Source organism: Actibacterium sp. MT2.3-13A, from assembly GCF_018139985.1.
In the GTDB taxonomy this organism is placed as follows: domain Bacteria; phylum Pseudomonadota; class Alphaproteobacteria; order Rhodobacterales; family Rhodobacteraceae; genus JAGSOU01.
Genome location: NZ_JAGSOU010000001.1, coordinates 32,814 through 53,933, shown reverse-complemented (window position 1 = coordinate 53,933; position 21,120 = coordinate 32,814). Strand labels below are relative to the sequence as shown.

17 protein-coding genes are annotated in these 21,120 nt (G+C 68.9%); 9 read left to right on the top strand and 8 right to left on the bottom strand.

Going from position 1 to position 21,120, the window contains the following annotated elements; genetic code table 11:
* Positions 1-15: 15 nt before the first annotated feature.
* Positions 16-939 (top strand): epimerase, encoded by a 924-nt coding sequence (locus KCI33_RS00225; protein WP_212522735.1) that lies wholly within the window; start codon positions 16-18, stop codon positions 937-939.
* On the opposite strand, the gene KCI33_RS00220 is transcribed toward KCI33_RS00225, so the two are convergent.
* The 4 genes from KCI33_RS00220 to leuC all read right to left on the bottom strand — a co-directional run bounded on the left by KCI33_RS00220 (position 862) and on the right by leuC (position 5,126).
* Positions 862-1,917, bottom strand: a complete 1,056-nt coding sequence (locus KCI33_RS00220; protein WP_249138840.1) for an endonuclease/exonuclease/phosphatase family protein — start codon at positions 1,915-1,917, stop codon at positions 862-864. The genes KCI33_RS00225 and KCI33_RS00220 overlap by 78 nt on opposite strands.
* A gap of 14 nt (positions 1,918-1,931) precedes the next feature.
* The gene (locus KCI33_RS00215) at positions 1,932-2,741 is read right to left on the bottom strand and encodes a hypothetical protein (protein ID WP_349252162.1); all 810 of its coding nucleotides are present in this window, start codon (positions 2,739-2,741) and stop codon (positions 1,932-1,934) included.
* Between the two features lie 282 nt (positions 2,742-3,023).
* Positions 3,024-3,629, bottom strand: coding sequence for a 3-isopropylmalate dehydratase small subunit (leuD, locus tag KCI33_RS00210; protein WP_212522733.1), 606 nt, complete (start codon positions 3,627-3,629; stop codon positions 3,024-3,026).
* A gap of 90 nt (positions 3,630-3,719) precedes the next feature.
* Entirely contained in the window at positions 3,720-5,126 is a 1,407-nt protein-coding gene (gene leuC, locus KCI33_RS00205) for a 3-isopropylmalate dehydratase large subunit (protein WP_212522732.1), read from the bottom strand.
* 240 nt (positions 5,127-5,366) lie between these two features.
* Here leuC and KCI33_RS00200 point away from each other — a divergent pair, with 240 nt between their 5' ends.
* The 7 genes from KCI33_RS00200 (at position 5,367) to KCI33_RS00170 (ending at position 12,384) form a co-directional block, all read left to right on the top strand.
* Positions 5,367-6,686 (top strand): mechanosensitive ion channel domain-containing protein, encoded by a 1,320-nt coding sequence (locus KCI33_RS00200; RefSeq protein WP_212522731.1) that lies wholly within the window; start codon positions 5,367-5,369, stop codon positions 6,684-6,686.
* Between the two features lie 206 nt (positions 6,687-6,892).
* A complete protein-coding gene (gene rsfS, locus KCI33_RS00195) occupies positions 6,893-7,258 on the top strand; it encodes a ribosome silencing factor (RefSeq protein WP_212522730.1) in 366 nt (121 codons plus the stop codon).
* Positions 7,259-7,729 (top strand): 23S rRNA (pseudouridine(1915)-N(3))-methyltransferase RlmH, encoded by a 471-nt coding sequence (rlmH, locus tag KCI33_RS00190; protein ID WP_212522729.1) that lies wholly within the window; start codon positions 7,259-7,261, stop codon positions 7,727-7,729.
* Between the two features lie 124 nt (positions 7,730-7,853).
* Positions 7,854-9,374, top strand: a complete 1,521-nt coding sequence (gpmI, locus tag KCI33_RS00185) for a 2,3-bisphosphoglycerate-independent phosphoglycerate mutase (protein ID WP_212523073.1) — start codon at positions 7,854-7,856, stop codon at positions 9,372-9,374.
* Positions 9,371-10,507, top strand: a complete 1,137-nt coding sequence (locus tag KCI33_RS00180) for a peptidoglycan DD-metalloendopeptidase family protein (protein WP_212522728.1) — start codon at positions 9,371-9,373, stop codon at positions 10,505-10,507. Before gpmI ends, KCI33_RS00180 begins: the two co-directional genes overlap by 4 nt.
* Before the next feature lie 6 nt (positions 10,508-10,513).
* Entirely contained in the window at positions 10,514-11,848 is a 1,335-nt protein-coding gene (locus KCI33_RS00175) for a S41 family peptidase (RefSeq protein WP_212522727.1), read from the top strand.
* Between the two features lie 38 nt (positions 11,849-11,886).
* Positions 11,887-12,384 carry an RNA pyrophosphohydrolase gene (locus tag KCI33_RS00170; protein WP_212522726.1) on the top strand — a complete coding sequence of 166 codons (498 nt, stop codon included), beginning with the start codon at positions 11,887-11,889 and terminating at the stop codon, positions 12,382-12,384.
* A 111-nt stretch (positions 12,385-12,495) separates the two neighbouring features.
* Here KCI33_RS00170 and KCI33_RS00165 read toward each other — a convergent pair whose 3' ends face one another.
* Positions 12,496-13,056 carry a putative glycolipid-binding domain-containing protein gene (locus KCI33_RS00165; RefSeq protein WP_212522725.1) on the bottom strand — a complete coding sequence of 187 codons (561 nt, stop codon included), beginning with the start codon at positions 13,054-13,056 and terminating at the stop codon, positions 12,496-12,498.
* 103 nt (positions 13,057-13,159) lie between these two features.
* Between KCI33_RS00165 and KCI33_RS00160 the strand changes: the two genes are divergently transcribed.
* Complete coding sequence (locus KCI33_RS00160; RefSeq protein WP_249138828.1) at positions 13,160-16,135, top strand: error-prone DNA polymerase; 2,976 nt, start codon at positions 13,160-13,162, stop codon at positions 16,133-16,135.
* A 52-nt stretch (positions 16,136-16,187) separates the two neighbouring features.
* Here KCI33_RS00160 and KCI33_RS00155 read toward each other — a convergent pair whose 3' ends face one another.
* The 3 genes from KCI33_RS00155 to dapE all read right to left on the bottom strand — a co-directional run bounded on the left by KCI33_RS00155 (position 16,188) and on the right by dapE (position 21,055).
* Complete coding sequence (locus tag KCI33_RS00155; protein WP_212522724.1) at positions 16,188-17,504, bottom strand: lytic murein transglycosylase; 1,317 nt, start codon at positions 17,502-17,504, stop codon at positions 16,188-16,190.
* A gap of 95 nt (positions 17,505-17,599) precedes the next feature.
* Positions 17,600-19,855, bottom strand: coding sequence for a ribonuclease R (gene rnr, locus KCI33_RS00150; RefSeq protein WP_212523071.1), 2,256 nt, complete (start codon positions 19,853-19,855; stop codon positions 17,600-17,602).
* Positions 19,856-19,906: 51 nt separating this feature from the next.
* On the bottom strand, positions 19,907-21,055 hold the full coding sequence (gene dapE, locus KCI33_RS00145) for a succinyl-diaminopimelate desuccinylase (protein ID WP_212522723.1): 1,149 nt from the start codon (positions 21,053-21,055) through the stop codon (positions 19,907-19,909).
* Positions 21,056-21,120: the final 65 nt, after the last annotated feature.

Sequence of the window (21,120 nt, the reverse complement as noted above, 5' to 3'; positions counted from 1 at the left end):
GCAAGGAAATGTCCCATGACCAAGAAGGTTTTGATTCTCGGCGCCTCGGGCAAGATCGGCCGCCACGCGGCGCAGGCTTTCGGCAGGGCCGGCTGGCAGGTGCGCCTGTTCGACCGTGCCCGCGACGACATGGTCGCCGCCGCGCAGGGCTGCGAGGTGATCGTCAACGGGCTGAACCCGCCCAACTACCACAACTGGGTTGAGTTGATCCCGAGCATCACCCGGCAGGTCATCGCGGCCGCCCGCGCCTCGGGCGCGATGGTGGTGATCCCCGGCAATGTCTACAATTTCGGCGCCCGCGGCGGCGCGCTGTCCGAGGCCACGCCGCAGACGCCGTGCACGCGCAAGGGCGCGATCCGGGTGGAGATGGAGCAGGCCTATCGCGACAGCGGCGTCCAGACGCTGATCCTGCGCGCCGGCAATTTCATCGACCCCGAGCGCAACGGCGACGTGATGAGCATGCTCCTGCTGCACGCGATCAAGCGCGGGCGGGTGACGGCGATGGGCGACCCGGCCGCGGTTCAGCCCTATGCCTATCTGCCGGACTGGGCGCGGGCTGCGGTCTCGCTGGTGGAAATGCGCGACCGGCTGGGTCGGTTCGAGGATGTGCCCTTCCCGGGTCATTCTTTCACCGTTAACGAGCTGCGCAGCACGCTGGAGGCGGAACTGCGCCGCGACCTGCGGGTTTCGCGCTTTCCGTGGTGGGCGATGCGGCTGGCGGCCCCGTTCTGGGAACTGGCCCGCGAGTTGCTGGAGATGCGCTATCTCTGGACCACGCCGCACTGGCTGTCGGACGAGAAGTTCAGCCGGTTCCTGCCTGGCTTCCGGCTTAGCCCGCGGCGCGAGGTGATGCTGGCCGGGTTACCCTCCAAGATCCACCCAGACCAGGCGGTGGCGCGAGGCGCGGGCCGCGGTCTCGGCATCGATCCCGTTCACTGATCCGCCGGCCTCCGGCCACAGGACGCCCGCCGCCCGGACCTGCAGCCCGGCGGCGGGCAGAACGTAATCGACGCGCAGGTTTCCGGGTCCGTCCCAGTCCACGGTGTCCAGCGCCGGGTCGCCCGCGTGGCCGGGATCGGCCGCGGCCCGCGCGCCGGGGCTCTGCGGGCGGGGGTCCTGCAGGCGCGGGTCGGCCAGCAGGGCGCGGATCGCCTCGTGCCGGCCCTCGCCGTCGGCGGGATCGAGATTGGCGTCGCCCAGCAGCACGAAACGTTCCGGCGGCGCGGCCCCGAGCGCGCCGTCGAGATAGAGCGGCCAGAGCCGCAACTCGTCGCGGTTGCGCAGCCCGTTGCGGTCCTCCGGCCCGTCGAAGACGGGGGTGGTGGCATGAAAGGTCAGCAGGTGCAGCCGGCCCTGCGGGGCGTCCACCGGCAGGTCCCAATGCGCCACCGACGACAGGCGCTGGACCGCCTGCGCCCCGGCGCCGGGAAAGGGTTTTCCGCCGGCACTAGGCAGGGCGGCGCCGGGCAGATCGGCCCAGAGCAAGGGGGTGAAATCGCGCATCTCCGGCACCGCCAGCGGATAGCGCGACAGCACCGCCATCCCGCCCTGCCCGGTGAAGCGCCCGTAGCCCTGCGCGTCGCGCGGCGTGTCCGCGCGCCCGTCTCCGTCGAGGTCCAGACCGCTGCGCCGCCCGCTGTTGGGCGGCCCGGCAAAGCGGTGGGGATAGTCCAGCCCGGCCTGCGCCAGCGCCCCGGCCAGCGCGTTCAGCGCCGCGCCGTCGAGGTCGTAATCGATGCCCTGCAACGCGATCACGTCGGGGCGGGCGGCGGCGATCACCGTGACCACGGCCGCGACCTGCGGATCGTCGCCTCGCAGGATGTCGCGCAGCAGCAGGCCGGGACCCTTGCGCGAAAGCTCGGTGTTGAAACTGGCGACGCGCAGCGGATCGGCCCGGGCGGGGCCGGCCGCCAGCAGGGCCAGCGCCAGGATCAGGCCGGCACGAACTCTGCCTCTTCGGCGGGGGCGGCGCGCCGGCGCTGCTCGCGGATCATCCGCGCGATCCGGCCGATGGCGATGCCGCGCATGAAGAGGCTGGAAGGCAGGAGCGCCCATGCGGAGATTATCCAGATCAGCGTTTGCGAATTGTTCGGCGTCACCGGCCCGAAGGCGATCGCGGCCGCCTTGGACACCGCCGGAATGACGAAGGGCAGGATGAAGCCAAGCGCCACGTTGAACCGCGCGTCGCGGGCCAGCCGGTCCACCACGTCGCCGCCGGCGGTCGGGTCGAAGGTGGGCAGGTTCACCCACACGTTGAACGCCCCGTTGCGCGAGGGCCAGTGATTGACGCGGATCAGCAGGATAAACACCCCCAGCGAGACCAGCGACACCAGATAGGCCATGCCGGCGCACATCCGCACCAGCTGGGCATCCTGGTAGGAGGCGTCCGGCGGCAGCATCAGCAGCACCAGGCTCGCCGGCGAATAGGGGAAGTCGATGATTACGCCGACCAGCGCGCCGACCGCGCGCACGAACTGGGTCAGCGGCGTGGGCTCGTATTGCCCCAGGCAGATCATCGTCAGCAGGAACACCGTCACCAGCATCGAGCCGAAGCGGATGCGGTTGAAGGGCGGGGCGTCGCGGAACTCGACCAGGCCGGGGTATTTCGCATTGTATTCGAAGAAGGTCAGTCCGGCGGCGAACAAGGCCACCAGCGCGACGATCTGCGTTGCGTCCGACGGCACATCGGAAAGCAGCAACGACGGCGTTGCGATCAGCAACACCACGAGAAATGCGCGCACGGCGGCGCCTGTGAGTTGAGCAATCACTGCCCCTTGCCCCCATTCAGGTCGGTCGCGATACGTTGCCGCGGCCTTGTCCCACATGGATCCGTCTTGCCGACGGTATGCCTCATAATTGCCTCATTTTTGCCCAAGTTCGAGTCGCCCGGCAAGGGGGTCTCGAAAGTTAAGGGCTTCTTTGAGGCTTTTTCGTGGAGAAACTGTCGCTACTTTGCATCAATATGGCGAAAAAAAGCGGGCCGCCCGGCGGGGCGGCCCAACATCTTGTGGCCGGGCCGGGGGTCAGACCCAGGGGCGCTCGGCGGTCATCCGGGTCTCGAACGCCTGGATCGCCGGGGCCTTTTCGAGGGTCAGGCCGATGTCGTCCAGCCCGTTCAGAAGGCAATGCTTGCGGAACGGATCGACCTCGAACTGGAACACCTCGCCGTCCGAGCTGGTCACCGTCTGCGCCTCCAGGTCCACCGTGATGCGGGCGTTCGCGCCCTTTTCGGCGTCCTTCATCAGAACGTCCACCTGCGCCTTCGGCAGCACGATCGGCAGGATGCCGTTCTTGAAGCAGTTGTTGAAGAAGATGTCGGCGAACGAGGTCGAGATGATCGCCTTGATGCCGAAATCCTTGATCGCCCAGGGCGCGTGTTCGCGCGACGAGCCGCAGCCGAAATTGTCGCCCGCGACGAGGATCTCGGCCTCGCGGTAGGCAGGCTTGTTCAGCACGAAATCCGGCTTTTCGTTGCCGTTGTCGTCATAGCGCATCTCGTCGAACAGGTTCACGCCCAGGCCCGACCGCTTGATGGTCTTCAGGAACTGCTTGGGGATGATCATGTCGGTGTCGACATTGATCAGGGGCAGCGGGGCGGCGACGCCGGTGAGTTTTTCGAACTTTTCCATATCTTGTGTCTCCTGCCGCCGGGGGCGGCGTATGAGCTGCATATGAGTTCCATATGAGCCCGATATGACTTTCTGGCGTATTCGCGCCGCTTACATCAGCTCCCGCACATCGGTCAGATGACCGGTGACGGCGGCGGCCGCCGCCATCGCCGGCGACAGCAGGTGGGTGCGCCCGCCGCGGCCTTGACGGCCCTCGAAGTTGCGGTTGGAGGTCGCCGCGCAGCGCTCGCCGGGCGAGAGCTGGTCGGGGTTCATCGCCAGGCACATGGAGCAGCCCGCCAGGCGCCATTCGAAGCCGGCCTCGATGAAGATGTCGGCCAGGCCCTCTTCCTCGGCCTGGGCGCGCACCAGGCCGGAGCCGGGCACCACCATGGCGCGGATGCCGTCCTTGATCTTCTTGCCCTTCAGGATCTCGGCCGCGGCGCGCAGATCCTCGATCCGGCCGTTGGTGCAGGAGCCGATGAACACGGTGTCGATCGCGATCTCGTTCAGCGGCGTGCCGGGCTTCAGCCCCATGTAGTCGAGCGAGCGGCGCACCGCCTCGACCTTGCCACCCTCGAAATCCTCGGGCGCGGGGACCTTGCCGGTGATCGGCAGAACGTCCTCGGGCGAGGTGCCCCAGGTCACCACGGGGGCGATGTCCTCGGCCTTCAGGGTGATGACCTTGTCCCAATGCGCGTCAGCGTCGGAATAGAGTGTCTTCCACCAGGCCAGCGCGGCCTCGAGCTCGGCGCCCTTGGGCGCGTGCGGGCGGCCCTTGATGTATTCGAAGGTCTTTTCGTCGGGCGCGATCAGGCCGGCGCGCGCGCCGCCCTCGATGGCCATGTTGCACACGGTCATCCGGCCTTCCATCGACAGGTCGCGGATCGCCTCGCCGCAGTATTCGATGACGTAGCCGGTGCCGCCTGCGGTGCCGGTCGCGCCGATCACCGACAGCGTGATGTCCTTGGCGGTGACGCCCGGGCGCAGCTTGCCGGTGATCTCCACCTTCATGTTCTTGGATTTCTTCTGGATCAGCGTCTGGGTGGCCAGCACATGCTCGACCTCCGAGGTGCCGATGCCATGCGCCAGCGAGCCGAAGGCGCCGTGGGTGGCGGTGTGGCTGTCGCCGCAGACCACGGTCATGCCGGGAAGGGTCCAGCCCTGTTCGGGCCCGACGATATGGACGATGCCCTGGCGGATGTCGTTGACGGGATAGTAGTTGATCCCGAAATCCTTGGCGTTCTGGTCCAGCGCCTCGACCTGGATGCGCGATTCCTCGTTGGTGATGCCGTTCACGCGGTCGGGCGTGGTGGGCACGTTGTGGTCGGGCACGGCGATGGTCTTTTCGGGCGCGTGCACGGAGCGGCCGGCCATGCGCAGGCCTTCGAAGGCCTGCGGGCTGGTCACTTCGTGGACCAGATGGCGGTCGATATAGAGCAGGCAGGTGCCGTCTTCGGCCTCGTGGGCGACATGGGCATCCCAGATCTTGTCATAGAGGGTCTTCGGGGCGGTCATCGTATTTCTCCCGCGGGAATGGCTGTGAGATGTGGCTGGAAATGAGGCGGGGCACGCCTCATAGGCGCGCCAGCACCGAATGTGCGGCGCCGTAGAACCGCCACGGCAGGCGGGACCGGTCGTCCATGTCGAAAACCATTTTCATGCCCGCTGAGATACTCGTTCGGCGGGGGCCGTTCAAGGGCGCGCGCTTGTGGTGACGCGCCCGGTCGTGGCACAGTGGCGGAAAAGGGATCCGGCATGCAAGCAGACCCCCTTTCCCTGAGGGAACAGATCGAGGCGCTGCTGGCGCAGGCGCTGGCCTTCGGGCAGAGCCTGGCGACGCCGGGCTGGCGCCTCTACCAGATCCTGATCATCATCGGGCTTCTCTTGCTGTGCCACGGTCTGGCCTGGTTGCTGGGCCCGCGAATGGATGGCTGGATGCGCAGCCTGGAGGGCTGGCCGAAATGGCGGCTGCGGGCGCTGGTGGTGATGCGCCGGCGGCTGCGGCTGATCCTGTTCGTGCTGCTGGCCTGGCCGCTGGTCTGGACCATGCGCGAGGTGACATGGCCCTCGCGCAGCTACCTGATCGCGATCGGCGCGACGCTGGCCACCGCCTGGCTGCTGGTGGGGCTGGCCGCGCGGTTGGTCCGCAACAAGGCGCTGCGCCGGATGGTGACATGGGCGCTGTGGGTCTATGCCACGCTCTATGTCCTTGGGTTGACCGAGACGGCGGCGGCGTTCCTCGACGGGCTCGCGATCGAGTTTGGCAGTTTCCGCCTGTCGCTGCTGGCGGTGGTCAAGGCGCTGGCGGTGACCGGGCTGCTGTTCGCGCTCGCCCGGACGGTCACGCAGACGACGGCGGCGCGCATCCGCAGCAACGAGGATTTTTCGCCCTCGATGCAGGTGCTGGCGATCAAGGTGATGCAGGTGGCGCTTTACGGTGCGGCCTTCTTCATCGGGCTGAAGGCGGTGGGGTTCGACCTGACCGGGCTCGCCGTGCTGTCGGGCGCGATCGGCGTCGGCCTCGGCTTCGGCTTGCAGAAGGTGGTGTCGAACCTGGTGTCGGGGATCATCATCCTGCTCGACAAGTCGATCAAGCCGGGCGACGTGATCAGCCTGGGCGAGACCTTCGGCTGGATCAACAGCCTTGGCGCGCGCTACGTCTCGGTGGTCACCCGCGACGGCAAGGAATACCTGATCCCCAACGAGGATCTGATTACCGGGCAGGTGGTGAACTGGTCGCATACCAATGATTTCGTGCGGCTGGACATCTATTTCGGCACCTCCTACGGCGACGATCCGCACAAGGTGCGCGCGATCGCCATCGCGGCGGCCAAGGGGGTGGGGCGGGTGCTCAACTCGCGCCCGCCGGTCTGCCATATCGTGGGGTTCGGCGACAGCTCGGTGGATTACATCCTGCGCTTCTGGATCACCGATCCCACCGGCGGGCTGACCAATATCCGCGGCGATGTCTACCTGGCGCTGTGGGACGCGTTCCACGAGAACGGCATCTCCATCCCCTTCCCGCAACGCGAGGTGCGGCTGCTGGGCGAACCACCCGCTGCGCCGCCGGGCTGAGCGGCGCGGCGCGGCGTCCGGCCGGGACCCGCGCAGAATTGCCGCGCCCGAGTTGAGATTTCCCAAACGCGATGCTACCTTGGGATCATGCCCGGCGCAGGGCCCCGACAGCGGACCCGGCGCGCGGACGGCGTAACCACTAGGAGGACAATGTCCTGTCTCATCATGCAGATGCGGTGCATGCACCAACCGCAACGGGCGCGCCCATGACGCAAGCCCCCCTGGACCTGACGAGCGAGGCGCTGCTGGAGCGCATCCTCGGTTCCCTCACAGAAGACAAGGCCGAAGACATCGTGACCATCGATCTGCGCGGCAGATCCGCGATGGCCGATTACATGGTCGTCTGCTCGGGCCGCTCCTCGCGGCAGGTGGCGGCGATCGCGGACAAGCTGACGGAGCGGCTGAAGCATGAATTCGGCCGCCTTTCGAAGGTCGAGGGCAAGGATCAGGGCGACTGGGTCCTGATCGACACCGGCGACGTGATCGTCCACGTCTTCCGGCCCGAGGTGCGCGAGTTCTACCAGCTCGAGAAGATGTGGATGCCCGCGGGCGGCGCGCGCGCGAAGAACTGAATGCGGCTGCATCTGTGCGCCGTGGGCCGCCTGCGCGCGGGCCCCGAGCGCGACCTCTACGACGACTACGCCAGCCGGCTGGACCGGACGGGCCGGGCCTTGGGCCTCGGCCCGCTGAGCCTGCACGAGGTGGAGGACAGGAAGGGCGGCGGCATGGCCGCGGAGGCCGCGCTGCTGCGCCGCGCGATCCCGCAGGGCGCGCTGCTCTGCACGCTGGACGAGCGCGGCAAACAGATGAGCTCGCCCGATTTCGCCGCGCAGTTGGCGCGCTGGCGCGACGCGGGGCGGGGCGACGTGGCCTTCGTGATCGGCGGCGCGGACGGGATCGACCCCGCCCTGCGCGCCGAGGCGGAGGCGAGCCTGTCCTTCGGCAAGATGGTCTGGCCGCACATGCTGGTCCGGGTGATGCTGAGCGAGCAGCTCTATCGCGCCGCCGCGATCCTGGCGGGCACGCCCTATCACCGGGCATGAGGCGCGCGAGCTTTCTCCGGGAATTCGAACGCTTTTTCGCAGAAAAGGCGTGGCGCGCGCCCGGTTGTCCTTTCTCGCCGGGCTGCGTAGAAGATTGCCAAGCAAGCGGAAGGCCGAGATGACCATGACCACCCCGAAACCTGTTGTCCTGTGCATCCTCGATGGCTGGGGCGTGCGCGCCGAGACCGAGGCCAACGCCCCGGCGCTGGCGCGGACCCCGACCTTCGATCACATCATGGCCAGCTGCCCCTCGGCCACGCTGATCACTCACGGCCCCGACGCCGGGCTGCCCTCGGGTCAGATGGGCAATTCCGAGGTCGGCCACACCAATATCGGCGCGGGCCGGGTGGTGGCGATGGATCTCGGCCAGATCGACCTGGCGATTGAGGAAGGCTCGTTCTTCGGGAACGCGGCGCTGCAGGACTTCATCGCCAGGGTCAAGGCCGCGGGCGGCACCGCGCATCTGATGGGGCTGATCTCGGACGGGGGCGTGCATGGGCACATCAGCCATGTGCTGGCCGCCGCGCGCGCGATCGTGGGCGCGGGCGTTCCGGTGGCCATCCACGCCCTCACCGACGGCCGCGACGTGGCGCCGAAAAGCGCCGACCGCTTCATCGCCGCGCTTGAGGCCGGGCTGCCGGAGGGCGCCCATGTGGCCAGCGTCATCGGCCGCTACTACGCCATGGACCGCGACAACCGCTGGGAGCGCGTCTCGCTCGCCTATCACGCCATGGTCAATGGCTTGGGCGAAGAGGTGGAGAGCGCGGCCGAGGCCGTCACCGGGGCCTATGCGCGCGGCGAGACCGACGAGTTCATCGAGCCCAGCGTCGTCGGCGACGCGCCGGGCATCAAGGACGGCGACGGCTTCTTCTGCCTGAACTTCCGGGCCGACCGCGCCCGCGAGATCCTGCGCGCCATCGGCGAGACGGGCTTCGCCGAGTTCGAGACCGGCAAGCGCCCGCAGCTGTCGGCGCTGCTGGGCATGGTGGAATATTCCGACCGCCACAACGCCTACATGACCACGGTCTTCCCCAAGCGCGAGATCGTCAACACGCTGGGCGAATGGGTTGCCAAGCACGGGCTGCGCCAGTTCCGCCTCGCCGAGACCGAGAAATACCCCCATGTCACCTTCTTCCTGAACGGCGGCAAGGAGGAGCCCGAGCCGGGCGAGGACCGCTTCATGCCGCCCTCGCCCAAGGTGGCGACCTATGACCTGCAGCCCGAGATGTCGGCCGCGCAGGTCACCGACAAGCTGGTCGAGGTGATCGGCGCGGGCTACGACCTGATCGTGGTGAACTACGCCAACCCCGACATGGTGGGTCATACCGGCGATCTGGAGGCGGCGATCAGGGCCTGCGAGGCCGTGGACCAGGGGCTGGCGCGGGTGCTGCCGGCGCTGGAACGCGCGGGCGGCGCGATGATCGTCACCGCCGACCACGGCAATTGCGAGCAGATGATCGACCCCGAGACCGGCGGCCCCCATACCGCGCATACGCTGAACCCGGTGCCGGTGGCGCTGGTCGGTGGGCCTGAGGGCATACGCCTGCGCACGGGCCGTCTGGCCGATCTCGCCCCCACGGTGCTGGCGCTGATGGGGCTGGAGCAGCCGCCCGAGATGACCGGGACAAGCCTGATCGAGCGATGATGCGGCGGGGCGGTCTTCTGCTGTGCCTGGCGCTGGGGCTCGCGGCCCCGGCGGGGGCGGAGACCGACCCGATCACCGCCGCCCGCCGCGCCGCGCAGGCGCTGGACCAGGCGGGACTCGCCCTGCAGGAGGTAGAGGGCGCGCAGGACCGCGTCGCCGCGCTGACCCGCACCATCCGCGCCTATGAGGCCGGGCTGGCGGCGCTGCGCGAGGGGCTGCGCCGGGCCACGATCCGCGAGCGCGCGCTGGCGCTGGAGCTGGAGGCGCGGCGCGAGGAGATCGCGCAGCTGACCGGCGTGCTGCTGACCATGCAGCGCTCGCCCGAGACGCTGCTGCTGCTGCACCCCGCGGGGCCGCTGGGCACGGCGCGCTCGGGCATGATGCTGGCCGATGTCACGCCGGCGCTGCAGGCGAAGGCCGAGGCGCTGCGCGCCGATCTCGAGGAGGCCTCGATGCTGCGCGCGCTTCAGGAGAGCGCGGCCGGGACGCTCGCCGAGGGGCTGGCCGGCGCCCAGCAGGCGCGCACCGCGCTGAGCCAGGCGATGTCCGACCGCACCGACCTGCCGCGCCGCTTCACCGCCGACCCCGAGAAGCTGCGCCAGCTGCTGGCGAGCGCCGACACGCTGGAGGGATTCGCCAGCGGGCTGGGCGCGCTGGGCGGCGCCGGGGAGGCGAACCCGCTGCCGCCCTTCGAGGCGCTGCGCGGGCGGCTGCCGCTGCCGGTGCAGGGCCGCGTGCTGCGCCGGATGAACGAGGCCGACGCCGCCGGGATCGCGCGTCCCGGCCTGCTGATCGCCACCCGGCCGCAGGCGCTGGTCACCGCCCCCGCGCCTGCCACGATCCGCTACCGCGGGCCGCTGCTGGACTACGGAAACGTGATGATCCTTGAACCGGCGGCGGGGTATCTTCTGGTTCTGGCCGGGCTCGCCGATGTCTATGGTGAGGCGGGCGAGGTGCTGTCCGCGGGCGCGCCGGTGGGGCTGATGGGCGGCGAAATGCCGGGAGTGGCTGCGATTTCGGGCGAAGTTTCCGACGGCGGGGGTGCCGCGCGCTCGGAAACGCTTTATATGGAACTGAGACAGGGCAATACGCCCGTGGACCCCGCCGGGTGGTTCAACGTGACAAAGGACTGAGACACCATGAAGAAATTCGTGATGGCCGTGATGGGCGGCTCGATTGCCGGGATGCTGCTGACCACCCAGATCGCTGGCCCTCTGCTGGCCCAGGAGGCCCAGAAGCAGAGCTCGGTCTATGAGCAGCTCGACCTGTTCGGCGATATTTTCGAGCGCATCCGCGCGCAATATGTCGAGGAGGTCGATGAGGGCAAGCTGATCGAGGCCGCGATCAACGGCATGCTGACCTCGCTCGATCCGCATTCCTCCTACCTGCCGCCGAAGGATTTCGACGACATGCAGGTGCAGACCCGGGGCGAGTTCGGCGGTCTTGGCATCGAGGTCACGCAGGAAGAGGGCTTCGTCAAGGTGGTCTCGCCGATCGACGGCACGCCGGCCGATGAGGCCGGGATCGAGGCCGGCGATTTCATCACCCACGTCAATGGCGAAAGCGTGCTGGGCCTGACGCTGGACAAGGCGGTGGACCTGATGCGCGGCCCGGTGGGCAGCGAGATCGTGATCACCGTGGTGCGCGAGGGCGTGGACGAACCCTTTGACGTGACCATCGTGCGCGACGTCATCAAGCTGACCGCGGTGCGCTCGCGCATCGAGGGCAACACCGTCGTGCTGCGCGTGACCACCTTTAACGACCAGACCTATCCCAATCTCGAGGAAAAGCTGGCCGAAGGCATAAAGGAGCTGGGCGGCATCGAGAAGCTCAACGGCGTGGTGCTCGACCTGCGCAACAACCCCGGCGGGCTGCTGAACCAGGGCATCCGCGTCTCGGACGCGTTCCTCGATGCCGGCGAGATCGTCTCCACCCGCGGCCGCAACCCGGCCGACAGCGACCGCTACAACGCCACCAAGGGCGACCTGATCGAGGGCAAGCCGATGGTGGTGCTGATCAACGGCGGCTCGGCCTCGGCCTCGGAGATCGTGGCGGGCGCGCTGCAGGATCACCGCCGCGCCATCGTGGTCGGCACCAAGAGCTTCGGCAAGGGTTCCGTCCAGACGGTGATGCCGCTGAAGGGCGACGGCGCGATGCGCCTGACCACGGCGCGCTACTACACCCCCTCGGGCCGGTCGATCCAGGCGCTGGGCGTATCGCCTGACATCGTGGTCGAACAGCCCCCGCGCCGCCCTGCCGCCGAGGAGGACGAGGGCACCGCGCGCCGCACCCGTTCGGAGGCGGACCTGCGCGGCAGCCTCGACAACGACAGCCTGACCGAGGACGAGCGCCGCCAGATCGAGGAGGAGCGCAAGCAGGCCGAAGAGGCCGCCAAGCTGCGCGAGGAGGATTACCAGCTGGCCTATGCCATCGACATCCTCAAGGGCCTCTCGGCGCTGGGCAACGGCAAGTAAGGAAGGTGGGCCGGCCTCCGCGCCGGCCCGTTTCGCAGATGACACCCGAAGAGATCGAAACGCTCCCCTACCGCCCCTGCGTGGGCGTGATGCTGACGAATGCGCAGGGCCACGTCTTCGTGGGCCAGCGCCGCGACAGTGAGGTCGCCGCCTGGCAGATGCCCCAGGGCGGGATCGACGAGGGCGAGGCGCCCGAGGCCGCCGCCCTGCGCGAACTGTGGGAGGAAACCGGCGTCACCGCCGACTTGGTCGAGGTGATCGGCCGCACCGGCGACTGGGTGACCTACGACCTGCCGCCCGAGCTGCTGGGCAAGGTCTGGAAGGGCAAATACCGCGGCCAGAAACAACTTTGGTTCCTGATGCGCTTCCTCGGCTCGGACGACCAGATCGTCATAGAGACCGAGCACCCCGAGTTTTCCGAATGGGCCTGGCTGGCGCCCGAGCACCTGGTCGAGAACATCGTGCCCTTCAAGCGCGAGGTCTACGCCCATGTGGTCGAGGAACTGGCGCCGAAGATTTCGGAAGCGTGCCGGTAGGGAACCGAGAAGGATCTTCCCAGGGCGCTTTGATTCGTGACTGGGTTTCGGAAACGAGGGGGGCGCCCGCCTTGGGGGCGGGCGGTCCGTCTGATCGGCGAAGCGCCGCAGTCAGACGGGCAGGCGCCTGAAGAGATCGGGGTAGTCGTAGACGATGCCCTCCTCGTCCACCTCCAGCTCGGCCGCGAAACCGCTCGCGATTGCCTCGTAGAGATACCGCCTGTTCCCGAGCCTGGTGTATCTCTGCTCCGCGGCCCTGGGGTCCAGATCCGGCAGAGGCACATAGGCGACCCTGATCTCCTGCGCCTGCCCCTGCTGCAGCGCCAGCCTGCGGATGGGCAGGCTGTTGGTGAAGGGCGTGGCCGCGATGTCGACATCGATGCAGCCGTCAAGCCGGGGCAGCGCCCCTCCGCCCGCCTCCGTCCAGCTCCCTTTGCCATCCGAAAGGATATGGAGCCCCGTCCCGCCGGCGCGCTCGGCCAACAGTTCCCGAACGCGCCATTGCGGGTCGAGCTTCAGCCGGTAGTGCAGCCCATAGGGGAGGCCCTCGTGCACCCCGATGACGAGGCTGTCCACCACGGTTCCCGTCCCGGTCCGGGCGAGGGACAGGTGTTCAAGACCGGCCGCGTCCCAATCGGACCAGCGTACGACTTTTCCCGACGATTGTTCCATGTGAACTCCCAGCCTGATGTTGTGTCGAACATAGGGTGAACAGCCGGTGGTGTGTCAACCGTTGTTCTGCGCGCCTGCCGTGGACTCCAAATGAGAACAAAAGATGAATATACTGCGACTCACCATGACCTATGCCGAACTCAACATCACCTCCAACTTCACCTTCCTCACCGGGGCCTCCCACCCCGAGGAGCACATGGAGCGCGCCGCGCTGCTGGGCCTGCCGGCCATCGCCATCGCCGACGAGAACTCGGTCGCGGGCATCGTCCGGGCCCATGCCCGCGCGCGTGAGATCGCCCGCGCGGTGGCCGAACGGCGGGCGGCCGACGCCGACCCGATCGGCCCGCCGCGCCCCGCGCATATTCCCGCGCCGCCCTCGGCCCCCATCCATACCGTGCCGCGCCTGATCCCCGCCGCCCGCATCGTGCTGGAGGACGGTTTCGCCGCCACCGCCCTGCCGCGCGACCGCGCCGGATGGGGCAATCTCTGCCGGCTGATCTCGCGCGGGCGGCTGAGGGCGGAAAAGGGGCGCTGCCAGCTGCGCTTCGACGACCTCATGGACTGGGGCGAAGGGCTGGAGCTGCTGCTCCACCCGCCGCGGGCGTCGGAGTTGGGCGGATGGGCATCACGGGCGGGGCGGCTGGCGCGCCGCTTCCCCGGGCAGGTGTCGCTGCTGATGACCCCGCGCTATGACGGGCAGGACGCGGCCCGCTTCGCCCGCCTCGCCGCGCTGGCCGAGGGTCTGGACCTGCCCGCCGTCGCCTCCGCCGCGCCGCTGATGCATCACGGCCGCCGCCGCAGGCTCGCCGATGTGCTGACCGCCATCCGCACCGGCCAAAGGGTGGCGGACCTGGGCCGCGCGGCGCTGGCCAATGGCGAGCAGCGCCTGCGCTCCGCCGACGAGATGCGCCGCCTCTTCGCGGGCCACGAGGAGGCCCTGCACCGCAGCCTCGAGATCGCCGCCCGCTGCCCCTTCTCGCTGGACGAGCTGCGCTACGAATACCCCTCGGAACTGACGGGGGGCGAAACCGCCGCGCAACGCCTGTCGCGCCTCGCCCGCGCGGGGCTGAACTGGCGCTACCCCGCCGGCGCGCCCGCGCGCGTGCGCGGAATGCTCGGCCACGAACTCGCCCTCATCGCCAAGCTGCGATATGAGCCCTATTTCCTCACCGTCCACGACATCGTGCAATTCGCCCGTTCCCGCGGCATCCTCTGCCAGGGCCGCGGCTCGGCGGCGAATTCGGTGGTCTGCTACGCCCTCGGCGTCACCTCGGTCTCGCCCGAGGTCGGCGCCATGGTCTTCGAGCGCTTCGTCTCCGAGGCCCGAGACGAGCCCCCCGATATCGATGTCGATTTCGAACACGAACGCCGCGAAGAGGTGATCCAGCACATCTACGACCGCTACGGCCGCCACCGCGCCGGGCTCTGCGCCACGGTGATCCATTACCGCGGCAAGCGCGCGGTGCGCGAGGTCGGCCGCGCCATGGGGCTGAGCGAGGACACCCTGGCGGCCCTGTCGTCACAGCTCTGGGGCTGGGGCTCACCCAAGGGCATCGAGGCGGCCCGCCTGCGCGAGATCGGCCTCGACCCCGCCGACCCGCGCCTGCGCCAGACGCTGGAGCTGATCCTCGAAATCCAGGGCTTCCCCCGCCACCTCTCCCAGCATGTGGGCGGCTTCGTCATCACCGAAGGGCGGCTCGACGAGCTGGTGCCGGTGGAAAACGCCACCATGGAGGACCGCACCGTCATCTGCTGGGACAAGGACGATATCGACAGCTTAGGCATCCTCAAGGTCGACGTGCTGGCGCTGGGCATGCTCACCTGCATCCGCAAGGCGTTCGACCTCATCGCCCAGCACCACCAGACCGATTACAGCCTCGCCACCCTGCCGCCCGAGGACCCGGGGGTCTACGACATGCTGTGCAAGGCGGATTCCCTGGGCGTCTTCCAGGTGGAAAGCCGCGCCCAGATGAACTTCCTGCCGCGGATGCGGCCGCGCTGCTTCTACGACCTGGTGATCCAGGTGGCGATCATCCGCCCCGGCCCGATCCAGGGCGACATGGTCCACCCCTTCATCCGACGCCGCAACGGCGAGGAGGCGGTCACCTTCCCCTCCGACGAACTGGGCGAGGTCCTGGGAAAGACGCTGGGCGTGCCGCTGTTTCAGGAACAGGCGATGCAGATCGCCATCACCGGCGCGGGGTTCACCCCCGATGAGGCCGACCGGCTGCGCCGTGCATTGGCCACCTTCAAGAAACGCGGGCATGTGTCGGATTTCCACCACCGCTTCATTACCGGCATGCTGAAAAACGGTTATGACCGCGACTTCGCCGAGCGCTGCTTTTCCCAGATCGAGGGCTTCGGCGCCTACGGCTTCCCCGAAAGTCACGCCGCAAGCTTCGCGCTGCTGGTCTATGCCTCGGCCTGGCTGAAACGCCACCACCCCGGCATCTTCGCCTGTGCGCTGCTGAATGCGCAGCCCATGGGCTTCTACGCGCCGGCCCAGATCGTGCGCGACGCCCGCGAACACGGGGTCGAGGTCCGCCCGGTCTGCATCAACATGAGCTTCTGGGACAACGTGATGGAGCCCGACGGCGAGGGCGGCCTCGCCCTGCGGCTGGGCTTTCGCCAGATCCGGCGCCTCGGCGAGGAGGACGCCGCCTGGATCACCGCCGCGCGCAACAACGGCTACCGATCGCTCGAGGATGTCTGGCGCCGCGCCGGCCTCGGCCCCAAGCGGCTTGCCGCCCTGGCCGAGGCCGACGCCTTCGCCGCGCTCGGGCTCAGCCGGCGCGAGGCGCTCTGGGCCGCCCGCGCCATCGCCGCGCCGACCCCCCTGCCGCTTTTCGCCCGCGACCTCGACGGCGAGGGCATCGTGGAGCCGGCGGTGCAGCTGCGCGCCATGACCGAGGGCGAGGAGATCGTCGAGGATTATGTTGCGCTGCGCCTGACGCTGCGCCGTCACCCGCTGGCGCTGCTGCGGCCCCGGCTGACGCCGGCACCCCCGTCCCCCGTTCTTCTGGCCAGAAATATCCCCGCCGGAGGCATGGAATCCTCTGGCGCGCCGGAAAACTCTTGAGCCTCCGGCGGGAGTATTTGCGCCAAGAAGAAGGCGGAGGCGGTTCCCCGTCTCAGCTGTCCTTGAGCAGTTTCAGAAGCTCTTCGCTGGCATAGCCGTCGGGCGTCACCCCGCGCGCGGCCTGGAAGGCGCGGATGGCGTTGATCGTGTTGGGCCCGATGATCCCGTCGATCTTATCGTCGAGGAAGCCCGCGCGTTTCAGGCGGCGCTGCATCTCTTTCTTCTCGGTGAAGGAGAGCGGCTTGTAGCCGCGCGGCCAGCTCGCCTGGATCGGTGGGCCGCCCTTCAGCCGGTCGCTCAGATGGCCGACGCCGATGACATAGGCGTCGGCCACGTTGTAGCGTTCGATCACGCCGAAATTCCTGAAGATCATGAAGGCCGCGCCCTGCGCGCCCGCCGGCAGAAGGATCGAGGCCGCGCCGTGATCGCGCACCGGGCGGCCCTGCATGTCTGTCACCCCCAGCGCCGCCCAGTCCGAGGGCATCCTGAGGATCTTGCGGTCGGCCAGCGCGTGGTTGAAGCCGCGCGGCAGCTTCACCTCCACCCCCCAGGGCTGGCCCTTCACCCAGCCGTGCCGGGCGAGGTAGGCGGCGGTGGAGGCCAGCGCGTCCGAGGGGTCGTCGGCCCAGATGTCGCGCCGGCCGTCGCCGGTGAAATCCACCGCGAAGGCGAGGTAGCTCGACGGGATGAACTGGGTGTGGCCCATCGCGCCGGCCCAGGAACCGGTCATGTCGCGCGCGGCGACATCGCCCGACTGCAGGATCTTCAGAGCGTCGATCAGCTGCCCCTCGAAGAAGCTTCCGCGCCGCCCGTCGAAGGCGAGCGTCGCCAGCGCCTCGATGGTGGGGATCTTGCCGCGATGTTCGCCGTAGGCGCTTTCCAGCCCCCAGATTGCGGCCACGACTTCCTTGTCCACGCCATAGGCGGCCTCGATCGCGTCGAGTTGGTGGCGGTATTTCTTCAGCGCCTCCTGGCCGTTTCTGACCCGCGAGGGTGAGGCGGCGCTGTCGAGGTAATCCCAGATCTGCTTGGTGTATTCGGACTGGTTGCGGTCCTTCTGGATCACGTCCGTATTGTATTCCACGCCGCGGAAGGCGCGGTCGAACACGATCGGAGAGATGCCCTGCGCCAGCGCGCGCGGGCGGAAGCCGTCGATCCAGCGCTGGAAGCCGAGATTGGAGCTGGACGCCTGCATCCGCACGAGGGGGTCCGCGCGGGTCAGCGCGGGCCGCGCCTGCGGTCGGGGGGCCTCGGCGCCCTCGGCCGGGCGCGCGACCGGGCGGGGCGATTGGTCCGGCGTCGCGGGCGTGGCCGGCGCCAGCCCCGGCGCGATCCCGAAAATCACAGCCATCGTCACCAAGACACGCATCGAAAAGACTTCCCTGCTCGTTGTTGTTTGCGCCGATTGTAGCGCGAAGGAAAACAGCCGGGAAGCGGGCAGGCGGCGGGGTCGCGGGGAACCGCTCAGCGCCGCTTGCGGGTGACCTTGCGCTGGGTCTTGGCGGCCTTCCTCTTGGCCACGGTGGCTTTGCGCCGCGTGGGCTTGCCGCGGCCGCGCGCGGGCGTGCGGGGCAGCGCCTTGCCGTCGAGCGACAGCAGCTCCAGCGTCAGCCCGCCGGTCACCGGCACCGCCTCGGACAGGCGCACCGTCACGCGCTGGCCGATGCCGATGGTCAGGCCGGTATCGGAGCCGGTCAGGATCTGCGCGTCCTTGTCGAAGTGGAAATATTCCTGGCCGAGGTCGCGCATCGGGATCAGCCCGTCGGCGCCGGTCTCGTCGAGCTTCACGAAGGCGCCGAAGCGCGCGATGCCGGAGATGCGGCCGGAAAACTCGTTGCCCACGCGCTCGGACAGATAGGCCGCGAGGTAACGGTCGGTGGTGTCGCGTTCGGCCGCCATCGAGCGGCGCTCGGTGTCGGAGATGTGCTGGGCGGTGTCCTCCAGCCGGTCGATGTCATCGGCCGACAGCCCGTCCTTGCCCCAGCCGTGGCCGGTGATCAGGGCGCGGTGCACGACCAGGTCGGAATAGCGCCGGATCGGCGAGGTGAAATGCGCGTAGGAGCGCAGCGCCAGCCCGAAATGGCCCAGGTGCATGGGCGAGTAATAGGCCTGGGTCATCGAGCGCAGGGTCGAGATGTTGATCAGCTCGTCGAATTCGGTGCCCTCGGCCTGGCCCAGCAGGCGGTTGAGCTGCGCGGTGTGCAGCACCTGCCCCTTGGCCAGCGTGAAGCCCGACGCCGCGGCCACCTCGCGCAGCGCCTCCAGCTTTTCGGGGCTGGGTTCCTCGTGCACGCGGTAGAGCAACGGGCGGCGCATCCGCGTCAGTTCCTGCGCGGCTGCGACATTGGCGAGGATCATGAACTCCTCGATCAGCCGGTGCGCGTCGAGCCGGTCGCGGAAGGCGACCGATTCCACCTTGCCCTCCTCGCTGAGCACGATCTTGCGCTCGGGCAGGTCCAGATCCAGCGGCTGGCGCCGGGCGCGGGCGGTCTTGGTCGCCTCATGGGCGGCGTAGAGCGGGCGGATCACCTCGTCGAGCAGGGGCGCGGTCTTGTCGTTCGGGCGCCCCTCGATCGCGGCCTGCACCTCCTGGTAGTTCAGCGAGGCGACGGAGCGCATCAGCCCGCGGGTGAAGCGGTGCGACAGCAGCTCGCCATGCGCGTCGAGCTTCATCCGCACCGCGATGCAGGCGCGCGGCACGCCCTCGTGCAGCGAGCACAGGTCGCCCGACAGGCGGTCGGGCAGCATCGGCACCACGCGGTCGGGGAAATAGGTGGAGTTGCCGCGCTTGCGCGCCTCGCGGTCGAGCGCGGAGCCCGGGCGGACATAATGGGCGACATCGGCGATGGCCACCCAGACGACATGGCCGCCCTCGTTCTTCGGGTCGTCGTCGGCATGGGCGTAGCAGGCGTCGTCATGGTCGCGCGCGTCGGCCGGGTCGATGGTGACGAAGGGCAGGGGGCGCAGGTCCTCGCGCCCGCCCAGCCCCGCCGGCTTCTGGCAGTCGGCCTCGGCGATCACGTCATCGGGGAAGACATCGGGAATGCCGTGCTGGTGGATGGCGATGAGCGACACCGCCTTCGGCGCGCTGGGGTCGCCCAGACGGTTGACGATGCGGGCGCGCGGCAGGCCGAAGCGGCTTCGCGGGCCGCTCTGCTCGGCCTCGACCAGTTCGCCGTCGCGGGCGCCCTGGGTGGCGTCGGCCACGACCATCCATTCCAGATCGGCGCCCTTGTCCACCGGCATGATGCGCCCACCCTCGGCCCCCTTGCGGAAGACGCCGAGAATGCGCTGCGGGTTGGTGCCGATGCGGCGGATCAGCCGCGCCTCGTAGGGATATTCTTCGCCGGTGACCTCGGTCAGCCGGGCGAGGATGCGGTCGCCCTCGCCAAGCGCGGGGTCGGTGGGGCGGGCGACGAAAAGGACGCGCGGCGCCTCTCCCTCGCCGTGCCATTCCAGCGGCCGGGCGTAGAGGTCGCCGTCGGGCGTCGGCGCCAGCACCTGCAGAACGCTGACCGGCGGCAGCTTGTCGGGGTCGCGGTAGGTCTTCTTCCGCTTCTCCAGATGCCCGTCCGCCTCCAGTTCGCGCAGGAGGCGTTTCAGCTCGATCCGGTCAGCCCCCTTGATCCCGAAAGCCTTTGCGATGTCGCGCTTCGAGGTCTGGGTGGGGTTGTCGGTGATCCATTCGAGGATCTGGTCTTTGGTCGGGATCTGGGTCATGAGTCCGCGTAACATGGGGACGCGGTCCCGTCATTGCAAATCCGGCGGCGCTCAGGCGAAATATTCGCGCAGGATGCGGGCGTAGATCGCCTTGAGCTGGACGATCTGGGCCACCTCCACGCACTCGTCCACCTGGTGCATGGTCTTGCCCACCAGGCCGAATTCCACCACCGGGCAGTGATCCTTGACGAAACGCGCGTCCGAGGTCCCGCCGGAGGTCGACAGCACCGGGCTGACGCCGGTTTCGGCCTCCACCGCGCGCGCCACGAGGTCCGACAGCGGCCCCGGCGGGGTGAGGAAGCTTTCGCCCGAGACCTTGGTCTGCATCGCGATCTCGATGCCGCTGTCCCAGGCCACCTTGTCGGCCTCGCGCCGCAGCCATTCGGTCAGGCTGGCCGAACTGTGCGCGTCGTTGAAGCGGATGTTGACCGTGGCGCGGCATTGCGCGGGGATCACGTTGTTGGCGGGGTTGCCGGTGTCGATGGTGGTGACCGCCAGCGTCGAGGGGTCGAAATGCTCGGTCCCGTCGTCCAGCACATGCGCGTCGAGCTGCGCCATCAGCCGCGCCAGCGCCGGCACGGGGTTCTTGGCGCGGTGCGGATATGCGGAATGGCCCTGTACGCCTGTGGCGGTGAAATAGGCGGTCATCGAGCCGCGTCGGCCGATCTTCATCATCTCGCCCATGCGCTCGGGGCAGGTGGGCTCACCCACCAGGCAGGCCGACATCGCCTCGCCGTTTCTCTCCATCCAGTCCAGCAGGGCCACGGTGCCGTCCGTCGCGTCGCCCTCCTCGTCGCCGGTGATGGCGAGGATCACCGCGCCCTCGGGCGGCGTGTCGCGCACGAAGTCGATCGCCGCCGCGGCGAAGGCCGCCACGCCCGATTTCATGTCGGTGGAGCCGCGGCCCCAGAGAAAGCCGTCCTTCTGCGCGCCGCCGAAGGGATCGGCGGTCCAGGCGGCGGCGTCGCCCACCGGCACCACGTCGGTATGGCCGTTGAAGCCGAAGCTTTTCGCCGCGCCCCTGGCGCCCCAGCGGGCGAAAAGGTTGGCCACCCCGCCGCGGTCGACGCGGGTGCAGTCGAACCCGGCGGCCGAGAGGCGTTCCTCCAGCAGCGCCAGCGCGCCGCCTTCGGCGGGCGTGACCGAGGGGCAGCGGATCAGCTCGGCGGTCAGGGCGACGGGATCGGTGGGCTGGGTCATGGCGGGCTCCTTGGCGGTTTGCGTCAGCGATAAACCGGCGGGAGCGTGGCTGCAACGTGTCAGCG